Source organism: Kitasatospora sp. NPDC127121 (genome assembly GCF_042677305.1).
Lineage (GTDB): Bacteria > Actinomycetota > Actinomycetes > Streptomycetales > Streptomycetaceae > Kitasatospora.
This window is the reverse complement of record NZ_JBHXTQ010000098.1, coordinates 16957-29782: the sequence shown is the minus strand read 5'-3', so window position 1 is coordinate 29782 and position 12826 is coordinate 16957. Positions and strand designations below refer to the sequence as shown.

At 73.3% G+C, this 12826-nt stretch carries 8 protein-coding genes and 2 pseudogenes; 5 read left to right on the top strand and 5 right to left on the bottom strand.

What is annotated here, in order from left to right:
- Positions 1–32: 32 nt before the first annotated feature.
- Positions 33–1154 carry a HoxN/HupN/NixA family nickel/cobalt transporter gene (locus tag ACFVHI_RS32970; RefSeq protein ID WP_063347065.1) on the bottom strand — a complete coding sequence of 374 codons (1122 nt, stop codon included), beginning with the start codon at positions 1152–1154 and terminating at the stop codon, positions 33–35.
- A 338-nt stretch (positions 1155–1492) separates the two neighbouring features.
- Between ACFVHI_RS32970 and ACFVHI_RS32965 the strand changes: the two genes are divergently transcribed.
- Both ACFVHI_RS32965 and ACFVHI_RS32960 read left to right on the top strand, forming a co-directional pair.
- On the top strand, positions 1493–3361 hold the full coding sequence (locus tag ACFVHI_RS32965; RefSeq protein ID WP_380345471.1) for a CocE/NonD family hydrolase: 1869 nt from the start codon (positions 1493–1495) through the stop codon (positions 3359–3361).
- A gap of 48 nt (positions 3362–3409) precedes the next feature.
- Positions 3410–4102, top strand: a complete 693-nt coding sequence (locus ACFVHI_RS32960; protein ID WP_380345469.1) for an aspartate/glutamate racemase family protein — start codon at positions 3410–3412, stop codon at positions 4100–4102.
- Positions 4103–4133: 31 nt separating this feature from the next.
- Here the strand turns inward: ACFVHI_RS32960 and ACFVHI_RS32955 are convergent, their stop codons facing one another.
- On the bottom strand, positions 4134–4592 hold the full coding sequence (locus tag ACFVHI_RS32955; RefSeq protein WP_380345467.1) for a MarR family winged helix-turn-helix transcriptional regulator: 459 nt from the start codon (positions 4590–4592) through the stop codon (positions 4134–4136).
- A 129-nt stretch (positions 4593–4721) separates the two neighbouring features.
- On the opposite strand from ACFVHI_RS32955, the gene ACFVHI_RS32950 reads away from it, so the two are divergent.
- The gene (locus tag ACFVHI_RS32950) at positions 4722–5978 is read left to right on the top strand and encodes an alpha/beta hydrolase (RefSeq protein ID WP_380345465.1); all 1257 of its coding nucleotides are present in this window, start codon (positions 4722–4724) and stop codon (positions 5976–5978) included.
- A 154-nt stretch (positions 5979–6132) separates the two neighbouring features.
- On the opposite strand, the pseudogene ACFVHI_RS32945 reads toward ACFVHI_RS32950, so the two are convergent.
- From ACFVHI_RS32945 to ACFVHI_RS32935, 3 genes and pseudogenes are all read right to left on the bottom strand, one after another.
- Positions 6133–6852: pseudogene (locus tag ACFVHI_RS32945) on the bottom strand (putative Ig domain-containing protein); the annotation flags it as partial.
- A 213-nt stretch (positions 6853–7065) separates the two neighbouring features.
- A pseudogene (locus ACFVHI_RS32940) lies at positions 7066–7662 on the bottom strand (serine protease); the annotation flags it as partial.
- Positions 7663–7945: 283 nt separating this feature from the next.
- On the bottom strand, positions 7946–8905 hold the full coding sequence (locus ACFVHI_RS32935; RefSeq protein WP_380345463.1) for a hypothetical protein: 960 nt from the start codon (positions 8903–8905) through the stop codon (positions 7946–7948).
- Between the two features lie 156 nt (positions 8906–9061).
- Between ACFVHI_RS32935 and ACFVHI_RS32930 the strand changes: the two genes are divergently transcribed.
- Positions 9062–10180, top strand: a complete 1119-nt coding sequence (locus ACFVHI_RS32930; RefSeq protein ID WP_063347072.1) for an esterase family protein — start codon at positions 9062–9064, stop codon at positions 10178–10180.
- A gap of 155 nt (positions 10181–10335) precedes the next feature.
- Positions 10336–12780 carry an ArnT family glycosyltransferase gene (locus ACFVHI_RS32925; RefSeq protein WP_380345461.1) on the top strand — a complete coding sequence of 815 codons (2445 nt, stop codon included), beginning with the start codon at positions 10336–10338 and terminating at the stop codon, positions 12778–12780.
- Positions 12781–12826: the final 46 nt, after the last annotated feature.

Below are 12826 nucleotides of genomic sequence, written 5' to 3'. Positions count from 1 at the left end.
GATTCCGGTCACCACCCCCCTCGGGGTTTGCGCTACTCCGACTTGGCGGCCGCGGCGGCCAGGCCGGCCGACCACTTCTCCTCGACCTTGCCGAACTTCCAGTAGGCGATCGCCGCGACCCAGGTCAGCACGAACAGGCCGACGATCGCGTAGCCGACGAAGTTGAGGTCCAGCCCGCCGATCCAGGCGATCGGGCCGCTGGTGATGTCCAGCTTCTCGCCGAGCAGGCCGATCAGCTCGACCAGGCCGATCACCAGCGCGACCAGCACCGACAGGCCGGTGACGGTCAGGTTGTAGTAGATCTTGCGGACCGGCTTGGAGAAGGCCCACTCGTAGGCGAAGTTCATGAACGAGCCGTCGATGGTGTCCAGCAGGCTCATCCCGGCCGCGAACAGGATCGGCAGCGTGAGCAGCGCGTACCAGGGCAGCGAGAACGCGGCCGCCCCGCCGGCCAGCACCAGCAGCGACACCTCGGTGGCGGTGTCGAAGCCGAGGCCGAACAGCAGGCCCACCGGGTACATGTGCCAGGGCTTGGTGACGGCCCTGGTCACCCGGCCGAGGATGCGGTTCATCAGCCCGCGCCGCTCCAACTGGCGCTCCAGCTCGGCCTCGTCGTACTCGCCCACGCGCATCCGGCGGAACACCTTGAGGATGCCGTTGAAGGCGCCCAGGTTGATCAGGCCGAGGAGCAGCAGGAACGTCCCGGAGACGGTGGTGCCGATCAGGCCGGTCATCGTGTGCAGGGTCGAGTCGTCCGCCTCCACCTGGTCGGCGAGCGAGCGGATGCCGAAGGCGAGCAGCGCGCAGAGGCCGAAGACGATCGAGGAGTGCCCGAGCGAGAACCAGAAGCCGACCGACAGGGGCCGCTTGCCCTGGCCCATCAGCTTGCGGGTGGTGTTGTCGATCGCCGCGATGTGGTCCGCGTCGAAGGCGTGCCGCATCCCGAGGGTGTAGGCGGTCAGGCCCATGCCCGCGCCGAACACCTGCCCGCCGACGTTGTAGTGCTCGGGCGCGACCAGCGCGAGCAGGGTGAACCAGCCGACGACGTGCAGCACGAGGATGAAACCGCCCATCCCGGCCAGGCGCATCCACTCCTCCCGGGTGAGCCGGTCACGCCATCTGACGGGCGAGGCACCTGCGGCGGGGCTGGACATCCTGTGGTCCTTTCGGGTGGTCCGGGCGAAGCTGGGCCATCTTTCCCCCCTCGGGGAAGTAGTTGCAAGTCATGTGCAAATGCCGGACGACGGCGAACGGGGGCATGCGGGCGCGGACGAGGGGCGTGCGGCAGCAGGCACACGCCCGCTCGCGCCGGGCTCCACCCCGCCGCCCCGACCGGCCGCCCCGACCGGCGGGCCGCGACCACCGCGCAGCCTTCGTCAGGAAATCGGACGATTCCTCCCCTAGGGTCGAGATGCCGACGCCCGCAGCGCGCTCCCCGTACGCGCCGCGGGCCCGCCGGCGCTCACCGGCCCGGGATCCGATGGGAGCGGCCATGCCGTCCTACCCCTTCCGCACCACCCGCGAGGACGTCCGCATCCCGCTGCCCGACGGCACCCGGCTGGCCGCCCGGCTGTGGCGCCCGGTCAGCGACGAACCCGTCCCCGCCCTGCTGGAGTACTCCGCCGGCCGGCTCACCGACCGCACCGCCGCCGAGGACGCCCGCCGCCACCCCTGGTACGCCGGCCACGGCTACGGCGCCCTCCGGGTCGACACCCGCGGCCACGGCAACTCCGACGGCCTGCCCGGCGAACCCGGCGGCGACCAGGAACTCGACGACGGCGCCGCCGTCCTCGACTGGCTCGCCCGCCGTCCCTGGTGCAGCGGCCGGGTCGGCCTGCTCGGCGTCGGCGCCGCCGGCACCACCGCCCTGCTGCTCGCGGCCCGCGCCCCCGACACCGTCGGCGCCGTGGTCACCGTCTGCCCCGAAGGCGGCCACCGCCTCGGCGGCGCCCTGCTCGCCGCCGACCTGCACACCCGGCTCACCACCCTGGTCTCCGACGCCGCCCTCCCGCCCGACCCCCGGCACGTCGGCGACGCCTGGCGCGCCGACTGGCTGGCCCGCCTCGAATCCCTGGACCCGCCCGTCGACGCCTGGCTCGCCGCCGGCGAGACCACCGTCCCCGTCCCCGCCCCCACCTTCGCCGTCGCCGGCTGGGGCGACCCCTCCTGCTCCTTCGTGCTGCGGCTGCTCGCCACCTCCCCCACCGCCCGCGCCCTGCTCGGCCCCTGGCCGCACGGCCTGCCCGAGGACACCCTCCCCGAGACCCTGCGCTGGTGGGACCACTGGCTGCGCGACCTCGACACCGGCGCCCTCGCGGAGCCCGCCCTGCGCAGCTGGATCGGCACCCGCTGGACCGGCGAGGAGACCTGGCCCTCCCCCGACGTCCGGGAGATCCACTACGGCCTCGACGGCCCGCTGCGCACCGCCGGCACCGCCTCCGACGACCGCCACGTCCGCGTCCGCTCCCCGCAGCACACCGGCCTCAACGCCGGCGCCTACGTCCCGCTCGGCCGCCCCGCCGACCAGCCGCCCGACCAGCGCGAGGAGGACGGCCGCTCGGTCTGCTTCGACTCCCAGCCGCTGCCCGACCCGGTCGAACTGCTCGGCACCCCGACCGTACGGCTGCGCCTGCGCGAGGGCGGCCCGCCCGCCCAGATCACCGCCCGGCTCTGCGCCGTCGGCCCGGACGGCACCTCCACGCTGCTCACCCGGGGCGTCCTGGTCGCCGCCGGCCCCGACGCGGACGTCGAGCTCGCCGCCTGCGCCGGCGCCGTCCCGGCCGGGCACCGGCTGCGGCTCGCCCTCTCCTCGGTCTACTGGCCGTGGGTGTGGCCCACCCCGGACGACGCCGGCTACGCGCTCGACCCGTCCCGCTCCGCCCTCACCCTGCCCACCCGCCACCTCGCCGCCGACATGGGCGCCGCCCCCGTCGCCTTCGAGGCCCCCGCCCTGCCCGAGCCGCTCGACATCCACCGCACGGAGCCGCTGACCGCCCGGCCCGAGCACGTCACCGTGCACGACATCGGCCGCCGGGAATGGCGTGCCGAACTCTCCCCCGCCACCGACGGCAGCCGCACCCACCCCGACGGCCTGGTCCGCGACGAGCACACCGTCACCGCCTACCGGGTGCTCACCGGCGCCCCGCTCAGCGCCCAGGCCCGCACCGACCACACCGTGCGCCTCGAACGCCCCGACATCGGCTGGGACGTCACCGTCCAGACCCGCACCCAACTGCGCTGCGACGCCGGGCACTTCCTCAGCATCGTGCAGCTGCGCGCGCTGGAGGCCGGCTCGGTGGTGTTCGCCCGGGAATGGCAGCACCGCGTGCCGCGCTGGATTCCGCAGGGCGATTCCAAGTAATCCTTATACCTTTGCTTTCAATTCCTGCATTGCTTTATAAATGGCGGCATGAAGACCCTCGGCCTGATCGGCGGCATGAGCTGGGAATCCACCGCCGAGTACTACCGCCTCCTCAACGAACTCACCCGCGACCGTCTCGGCGGCCTGCACTCCGCCCCGCTCGTGCTGTACTCGGTCGACTTCGCCGCCATCGAACGCCTCCAGGCCGACGGCCGCTGGACCGAGGCCGGCGAGCTCCTGGCCGGCGCGGCGCGGTCCCTGGAGGCCGCCGGCGCCGAACTGCTGCTGATCTGCACCAACACCATGCACAAGGTCGCCGACCAGGTCACGGCCGCGACCCCCGTCCCGCTGCTGCACCTCGCCGACGCCACCGCGGACGCCGTCCGGGCCGCCGGACTGCACCGGATCGGGCTGCTCGGAACGGCCTTCACGATGGAACAGGACTTCTACCGCGGCCGGTTGGCCGCCCACGGCCTCGACGTCCTCGTCCCCGGCCCCGACAGCCGCGCCCTGGTCCACCAGGTGATCTACCAGGAGCTGTGCCTCGGCCTGGTCCGCGAGGAGTCCCGCGCGGCGTACCGCCGGGTGATCGACGAGCTGGTGGCCGCCGGCGCCCAGGGGATCGTCCTCGGCTGCACCGAGATCGAACTGCTCGTCCGCCCCGAGGACAGCCCCGTCCCCACCTTCCCCACCACCCGCCTGCACGCCGAGGCCGCCATCACCGCCGCCCTGACCCCGTAACGGCCCCGCGACGGCCCCGCGACGGCCCCGGTCAGAGGCGGTCGTAGATGGCGGCCAGCTGCCGGAGCACGTCGGTCGCGGCGTCCAGGGCGGGGGCGTCGTGGTGGGCGAGGGCGGTGTCGAGTGCCTGCGCCAGGGTGGTCTGGCGTTCGTCGTGGCGGCGGCGGCCCGCGTCGGTGAGGGCGACCAGGACGGACCGCTTGTCACCCGGGGGGCGTTCCCGGGTGACGTAGCCGGCGGTGGCGAGGTTGTTGACCAGCTGGGTGGTGGCGGCGCTGGTGGTCTCGGTGGCGGCGGCGAGCTGGCCGATCGACAGCGGGCCCGTCTCGGCCAGGACGCGCAGGGCCCGGGCATGGGTGAGGGAGAGCGCGCCGGGGGTGCGGGTGGCGCGTCCGCGCAGGCGGGAGTCGGCGGCGCTGAGGCTGTAGGCGGCGCGGGCGAGCTGGTCGAGGGCCTGCTCGCGGGCGGGGGTGGGTTGGGGCTGCGACATGGGGGCGGCCTCCGTGGCTCGATCGATGGGCGGGTTGACAACAGAATATCCTAAGTACTTAATAGATAAGTACTTAGCGACTCGGCGGCACCGCCACCGAGCCCCCTATCGACACGGAGGACACCCGTCATGACCGTTCGTTCGACCGGACAGAGCTGGGCCCTGGACATCGCCCTCGCCCAGGGCGGCTTCGACGCCCTGCACCCCCAGGCCAAGGGCACCCTGGAGCAGCTCGGCCACGACCACGCCGACTTCGACAAGGTCTTCGCGCTGGTGCAGAGCGGGGCGATGCTCCCCAAGGCCTGGGCCACCGTGGCCGGGCAGGCCGAGGAGCGCGCCGCCCACCACGAGCGGGGCGGCTTCGCCCAGACCGCCGCCGACCTGTACGTGCGCGCCGCGGTGATGTGGGGCCGCGCCCAGTACTCCGTCTTCGACGCCACCGACCCGCGCAAGCTCGCCTTCCGCGAGCACGCCAACCACTGCGTGGAGCGCCTCGGCGCGCTGCGCGACGACCGGGTCCGCCGGGTGGAGCTGGACTTCGAGGGCGGCCGGATCTACGGCCTGCTGCACCTGCCGGCCGGCGAGGTGCGCAACGCCCCCGCGGTGATCCTCGGCCCGGGGATGGACATGATCAAGGAGGACTACATCTACGCCGCCGAGCGGTACTACACCTCCCGCGGCATCGTCGCCCTGTCCATCGAGGGCCCCGGCCAGGGCGAGACCCGGGCGGGCGGGCTCACCGTCGACCTCACCAACTACGAGCGGGCGATCAGCCGTTACCTCGACCACCTGGCCTCGCTCCCGGAGGTCGACCCGCAGCGGATCGGCATGTTCGGCATCTCGATGAGCGGCTACTGGGGCTCGCGCGCCGCCGCCGCCGACCGCCGGCTCGCCGCGCTGGCCGCCTTCGAGGCGGTCACCGGCGACTTCCAGACGATCTTCGAGCAGGCCCAGCCGACCTTCAAGAACAACTACATGTACATGGCCGGCTACACCGACGAGGAGGCCTTCGACCGCGAACTGGTCGCCCGGATGCCGCTCGGCGACCTCGTCCAGGAGATCGACTGCCCGGTCCTGTACGGCATCGGCGAGTTCGACGAACTGACCCGGCTGGAGCAGGCCCTGGCCAACTACGAGCGCATCCGCGCGCCCAAGGAACTGCGCGTCTACGAGAACGAGTTCCACCCGCTGGGCGGGGTCGCCGCCGAGATCTTCCGCTTCGGCGCGGAGTGGATCGAGCGCGCCCTGAACGGCGAGTTCGCCGAGGCCGGGCGCGACGTGCGGCACTACGTGCACCACGACGGCCGCACCACCGACGGCACCGCCAACCCCACCTGGTGGCTCGGCGCCGTCCCCGCCCAGATCACCGCCGCCCGCCGGGCGTGAAACCGGGCGGCCTCCGGGGGTGGCGGGGCGGCGCGCGCGTGGGGGGCGCGCCACCCCGTCACCCCCGGGGCCCCGCACGGTCCGGCCCCGGGGTGTGGAAGCCCCGGGGCCGGACGGTGTGCTGGTGCTGCGTCGGCTGGTCCGGACGGATGCGTCAGCTGGTCTGGATGGAGGTGTCGTCGATCACGAAGCTCGTCTGCAGCGAGGCGTCCTCGGTGCCGGTGAACTTCAGGGTGACGCTCTGGCCCGCGTAGGACGAGAGGTCGAAGGTCCGCTGCTGGTAGCCCGCCGCCGCGTCCACGTTGGAGTACGTCTTCAGCGTGGTCCCGTTCACCGACACGGCCAGCTTGTCGTACGCGGTGCTGCCCGACTCAGCGGTGTCGATGTGCAGCCAGAAGCTCAGCGTCGCCTTGCAGCCCGCCGGGATCGTCACCGTCTGCGCCAGCGTGTCGGTGTGCGAGGAGCCGTAGCCGTTCAGCCACGCCTTCCACGAACCACCGTGCGCCGCCTGCGAGGAGCTGTTGTCCACCACGCCGGAGCTGGTCGTCCACGGCGCCGCCGAGCCCGTCTCGAAGCCCGCGTTGCCCAGCAGCTGCGCCGGCGTGCAGGTACCGCCACCGCCACCGGTCACCGTCCACGTGAAACTCGCCGTACCGGACTTGCCCGCCGAGTCCTTCACCGTCACCGTCACGCTCGACGAGCCCGCCGTGGTGGCGGTACCGGTGATCGCGCCGGTCGAGGCGTTGATCGCCAGCCCGGCCGGCAGGCCCGTGGCGCTGTACGACAGCGGCGCGGTACCACCGGAAGCGTTGATCTGGAGGTTCACCGCACCGCCGACCGCCGTGGACTGGTCACCGGGGCTGCTGACGGAGACCGCGCCGCTGCCGGCCGGCTTGGTGAGCAGGCAGCCGGCCACGTTGAGGTCGATGACCCGGCCGTTGCCGAGGCAGGTGGTGAACCAGTAGGTCTCCTCACCGTAGCTCTGGCCCTTGGTGGCCGTGGTGGTGCCGTCGGCAGCGACCTCGCACGGGTTGTCCAGGGTGCACATCTCACCGTTGTCGTTGCCGGTGTTGTTGATGCCGATGATCCGCCCGCTGGCGGAGTCGATGATCGGCGAACCGGAGGTGCCGTGCGTGGTGTTGCAGCCGGAGCTGTAGCGCAGCGAGTCGTGCCAGGTCCACTGGTCCTCGCGCAGGGTGGGCACGAACCCGTTGACGGAGCAGTTCCACACCTGCTTCCAGTACGAGGAGGGTATGTACATCGCGGCGCCGTCGGTCGGGTGCGTGTCGTTGACGGTCAGCGCGGTCGCGCCGTACTTGGAGCTGATCGAGCCGTAGGTGTCGGTGAGTTGGTAGAGCGCGACGTCGGTGCCGGTCATGGTCGCGTAGACGACCTTGTCGGCCTGGACGGTGCCGAGGCTGTTGCCGGCGCCGTCGAGCAGGGTACCGCTGCGGCTCGCGCTCGCGTTCTGGATGACCTGGCCGGCCGTGGGCATGGTCGGCAGGCAGTGGCCGTTGGTGAGCATCAGGGCCCGGTCGCCGGCCACCGAGGTGGGGTAACGCACCAGCGAGGCCGAGCAGTTGCTCAGCGCGATGGTGGAGGTCAGGTCGCTGGCCTGGACGGCGTGCGCGGGGGCGGCGGCGAGGGTCAGCCCGCCCGCGACGACGGCGCCGACGCCGGCCATCGCGGCAAGTCTCTTGAACATGGCTCTCCTTGTGGGGGATCGCGGGGTGTACGACTGGTCGCCGAGGCCCGCGCCGCACGAAAGTGCCATGGTCACTTCAAGTGGTCAACCGTATTGGCCGAACTCGCCGACGGCAATCGTCCGTTGCGGCCCGGGGCGGCAACCATCCGCCCCGGTATGCCCGTTAAGGGCGGGCGCGATGGCACCCCACGGCACCGGCCGTGCCCGCCCGTCGGGGCGTCATGTCCGCCCGCCCACCCGTCCGCTCGCCCGCTCGCGGGGACTACGGCTGCGGGAAGGAGTTCTCGTCCACCTCGTCGGTCTTGGCGTTGCCGCCGACCGTCGGCTGGAGGGTGATCGACCAGGACGTCGCGGTGCGCCCGGTCTCGAACGCCAGCGTGTCCTGGAACTTGGTGAACCGGCAGCTCTGCGTGAACGCCTTCGTGTCGGAGTCCCAGTCCACCCCGCCCGCGAAGTACACCTCGTACGTGCCGTCCTCGACGCCCTCGATGCTGGCCTTCTGCCCCTTGGCCACGTACACCGAGTGCACCGACTTGCCGTTCAGCGCGAGCGAGACGACCGCGTCCCCCCTGCCGCCGTTGTCGACCTTGAACACGCCCTCGCCGCGCAGCCGCCCCTCGCGCACCAGGGTGCCGTTGTCCAGCGAACGGGACTGCTGCTTGGGGGTCTGCGGGACGGCGAAGGTCGTCGGGTAGCCGGCCGCCGCCATCTTGGCCAGGGCCGCCGACACCGCCGCCAGGCCCTCCGAGGCGCCCAGTTCGGCCTGCGCGGAGCCCACCGCGCAGACGCCCCTGCTCTTGATGTCGCCGCGGACCTTCGTCGCGTCGGTGGCCAGCGAGGTCAGCGCCCTCACCAGCTCGGTCTGCGCCGTCGTGACCGCGGCCGGCTCGTCCGCCAGGCCCAGGCTCCGCCCGGCCGTCCGCGCGCTGGTGGCGATGCCGCCGAGCACGCCGTCGAGGTCGCCCAGGGTCTTGGCCCCGGCCACCTGGCCGAGCGCGGTGTTCACCGGGTCGATGGTCGTGCCGAGCACCGGGCCGTACGGCGGCGGCGTCGGGGTGGGAGTCGGCGTCCGCGTCGGCGCGGGCAGGGCCGGGGCCGCGCCGGTGGACGGCCCGCCCGCGGCGCTCCCCCCGCCGCCCCCGCTCCCCCTGGTACCGCTGGAGCAGGCCGCGAGCAGCAGTACGGTGCCGACGGCCAGACCGGCCTTGGTGATGGACTTCATGAATCCCGCCCCGGTGACGCCCCGCGCACACAGCGTGCACGTGTCCGCCGCCATGCTGGCGGCCCCGCCCCGCACGGTCAACCGGATTCCGAGGGCGTGCGGAGGGCGTGCAGGGGGCGCCCGGGGGCGCTGATCGAGGTCAACTACGATCGGGGCGTGCTCAGCCTCACCGGACTCCCCCTCCAGATCGTCGCCTCGGTCGTCGCGATCCTCGTCTTCGGCGCCACCATGTGGCTCTGGCCGCGCTTCGGCGGGAAGGGCTGGAAGTCCTGGACGGGCCGGATCGGCGCCTTCCTCGCCACCCAGATCGCCGTGCTGGTCGCCATGGGCCTGATCGCCAACGGCTACTTCGGCTTCTACAGCTCCTGGAGCGACCTGCTCGGCACCGACGGCAAGCCGGGCACGGTCGTCGACCACACGCCGAACGCCTCCGTGGCCGTCACCGGCGAGCAGAAGTTCTACTCGGCCCAGGGCTCGGACCGGGAGCGCTCCGGGCTGATCCAGCAGGTCGCCGTCAAAGGAGCCTCGACCGGCCTGAGCACCGAGGCGTTCGTCTACCTCCCCCCGCAGTACTTCCAGCCGGACTACGCGCAGCAGCGGTTCCCGATGGCCCTGGTGCTCACCGGCTACCCGGGCACCCCGGAGAAGCTGATCTCGCTGATGCAGTACCCGGCCTCCACCCTCACCGCGATCGAGCAGAAGAAACTACCGCCGACCGTCCTGGTGATGATGCGCCCCACAGTCGTCGGCAACCGGGACACCGAGTGCGTCGACGTGCCGGGCGGCCCCCAGGCGGAGACCTTCTTCACCACCGACCTGCCCAAGGCGCTCGCCACCACCTACCGGCTCGGCACCGACCCGGCGAGCCGCGCCGTCATCGGCAACTCGACCGGCGGCTACTGCGCGCTCAAGTTCGCGATGCGCAAGCCCGACGCCTACCGCGCGGCGGTCGCGCTCTCCGGCTACTACAGCGCGGCGCACGACGAGACCACCGGCGACCTCTTCGGCGGCAACGACCAGCTGAAGCAGCAGAACGACCTGCTGTGGCGGCTGAAGAACCAGCCGGCCGCCCCCGTCTCCCTGCTGCTCACCACCAGCTACGACGAGAACAACTACGCCGACACCCAGGCCATGGTCGGCGCCTTCAAGGCCCCCACCAAGGTGTCCACCATCACCCTGGACACCGGCGGCCACAACTTCCACACCTGGACCCGGGAGATCCCCCCGGCCCTGGAGTGGCTCGGCCAGCACCTCACCATGCCGAAGGCCGCCTGACCACGCCGAAGGCCGCCTGACCACGCCGAAGGCCGCCTGACCGATCCTCCGGCGGCCCACCCGATCACCCGATCACCCGATCGGCCCCGCAGATCACACCCGTCTCACAGCGTCGTCTCACGCTCCTCTCAGCCGCACCACGCACGGTATGGCGCATGACCACGACCAGCTACTCCACTCCGGCCGGCGAACCGTGGCCCGAGGCCGCGGACTTCCCGCCGCCGGAGGTGCCGCAGCCGGACCCAGCCCGGCCGGACCCGGCGCCGCTCTTCCCCGAGCAGCCCCTGCCGCCCGCCGGCCCCAAGGGCCCCGCCTCCTGGTCCGGCCGGCTGCGCACCCTCCCCGCCCGCGCCTGGCGCGGCCGCGCGGACGACCCGCGCTGGGTGCGCCCGGCCCTGCTGGCACTGCTGGCCGCGACCGTCGTCCTCTACCTCTGGGGCCTGAGCGCCTCCGGCTGGGCCAACGCCTTCTACTCGGCCGCCGTCCAGGCCGGCAGCCAGAGCTGGAAGGCCTTCTTCTTCGGCTCCTCCGACGCCGGGAACTTCATCACCGTCGACAAGCCCCCCATGTCGCTGTGGCCGATGGCCCTCTCGGTGCGGGTCTTCGGCCTGTCCTCCTGGTCCGTGCTCGCCCCGCAGGCCCTGATGGGCGCCGCCACCGTCGGCGTCGTGTACGCGACGGTGCGCCGGCGCTTCTCCCCGCTCGGCGGCCTGCTCGCCGGGGCCGCCCTGGCGCTCACCCCGGTCGCGGCGCTGATGTTCCGCTTCAACAACCCCGACGCGCTGCTGGCCCTGCTGCTCACCCTGGCCGCGTACGGGCTGGTGCGGGCCATCGAGGCGGCGGGCACCCGGTGGCTGGTGTTCACCGGGGCGATGTTCGGCCTGGCCTTCCTCACCAAGACCCTGCAGGCCTTCCTCGTGCTGCCCGCCTTCGCGCTGGTCTACCTGGTCGTCGCGCCCACCGGCCTGTGGCGGCGGGTGCGGCAGCTGCTGCTCGCGGGCGCGGCCATGGTGGTCGCGGGCGGCTGGTGGGTCGCGGTGGTCGAACTGCTGCCGGCCTCGGCCCGCCCGTACGTCGGCGGCTCGCAGGACGACAGCTTCCTCTCCCTCACCTTCGGCTACAACGGCCTCGGCCGGATCAACGGCGACGAGACCGGCAGCGTCGGCGGCGGCGGGCGGCTCCCGGCCGGGCTCGACCTGCCGGCCGGGGCGATGCGCGGCGGCCGCGGCTGGGGCCAGACCGGCCTCACCCGGCTGTTCGGGAGCGACATCGGCGGGCAGATCGCCTGGCTGCTGCCGGCCGCGCTGATCCTGCTGGTCGCCGCCCTGTGGGCGACCCGCCGCTACGCCCGCACCGACACCGCCCGCGCGGCGTTCCTGGTCTGGGGCGGCGCGATGCTGTCCACCGCGCTGGTGTTCAGCTTCATGTCCGGGATCTTCCACCAGTACTACACGGTGGCGCTCGCCCCGGCCGTCGCGGCGCTGGTCGGCATGGGCGTGGACGGCCTGTGGCGGGCCCGGCACCGGCTTCCGTGGGCGCTGGTGCTGGCCGGCACCCTCGCGGTGACGGCGGTGTGGGCGTTCGTCCTGCTCGGGCGGAGCTCGGAGTTCGTGCCCTGGCTGCGCTGGGCGGTGCTGGTCGGCGGGCTGGTGGCGGCGGCCGCGCTGGTCGCCGGACAGCTGGCCGGGCGGGCCGACGGGCGGCTCGGCGCCCGGATCGCCTCGGTCGCCGGCCTGGTCGGCCTGGCGGCGGCGCTCGGCGGGCCCGCCGCGTACGCGGTGGACACCGTCGGCACGGCGCACAGCGGCTCCATCGTGACGGCCGGGCCGGCCGTCCAGGGCGCCTCCGGTCCGGGCGGCGGCGGCCGGCACGGCGGGCAGGGCTTCGCGGGCAACGGGCGGACGTTCCAGCCCGGCCAGAACGGCGGCGGGCAGAACGGCGGCGCACCCGGCTTCCCCGGCGGCGGCGGGCAGCACGGCGGCTGGCCGGGCGGCCAGGGCGGCGGCAACGGGTTCAACGGCGGCAACGGCGGCTGGCCGGGCAGCGGTTCGGGCAAGGGCCCGGGCGGCGGCAACGGTCACCGCGAGCGCGGCACGGGCGCCAACCCGGGCACCGGCAACCCGGGCAACCCCGGCAACCCCGGCAGCGGCGAGGACCCCGGCGCCTTCGGCCCCGGCGGCATGGGCGCCACGGGCGGCATGGGAGGCCTGCTCGGCGGCACCAAGGTGAGCGAGGAGGCCTCCGCCCTGCTCAAGGAGAGCGCCGGCCAGTACACCTGGGCGGCCGCCACCAGCGGCTCACAGAACGCCGCCAGCTACCAACTCGCCACCGGAGAGCCGGTGATGGCCCTCGGCGGCTTCAACGGCACCGACCCCTCGCTCAGCCTGGCCGGCTTCCAGAAGTACGTCCAGGAGGGCAAGGTGCACTGGTTCATCGCCGGCGGCTCCCACCGCGGCTTCGGCGGGGCCGAGAGCGGACAGGGCGGCTCCGGGGAGAAGGAGTCGGAGACCTCCCAGATCGAGAGCTGGGTGACGAGCCACTTCACCGCGAAGACGGTCGGCTCCACCACCTTCTACGACCTGACGGCCCCGACCTCCTGACCGTCCGACCTCCTGACCGTCCCACCCCAGGGGGCGCACCGCAGCC

Bases quoted from the DNA above. Each gene is read 5' to 3' on its own strand.
- ACFVHI_RS32925 (WP_380345461.1), top strand. From the start codon at position 10,336: ATGACCACGACCAGCTACTCCACTCCGGCCGGCGAACCGTGGCCCGAG.
- ACFVHI_RS32970 (WP_063347065.1), bottom strand. From the start codon at position 1,154: ATGTCCAGCCCCGCCGCAGGTGCCTCGCCCGTCAGATGGCGTGACCGG.
- ACFVHI_RS32950 (WP_380345465.1), top strand. From the start codon at position 4,722: ATGACCGTTCGTTCGACCGGACAGAGCTGGGCCCTGGACATCGCCCTC.
- ACFVHI_RS32965 (WP_380345471.1), top strand. From the start codon at position 1,493: ATGCCGTCCTACCCCTTCCGCACCACCCGCGAGGACGTCCGCATCCCG.
- ACFVHI_RS32955 (WP_380345467.1), bottom strand. From the start codon at position 4,592: ATGTCGCAGCCCCAACCCACCCCCGCCCGCGAGCAGGCCCTCGACCAG.
- ACFVHI_RS32935 (WP_380345463.1), bottom strand. From the start codon at position 8,905: ATGAAGTCCATCACCAAGGCCGGTCTGGCCGTCGGCACCGTACTGCTG.
- ACFVHI_RS32960 (WP_380345469.1), top strand. From the start codon at position 3,410: ATGAAGACCCTCGGCCTGATCGGCGGCATGAGCTGGGAATCCACCGCC.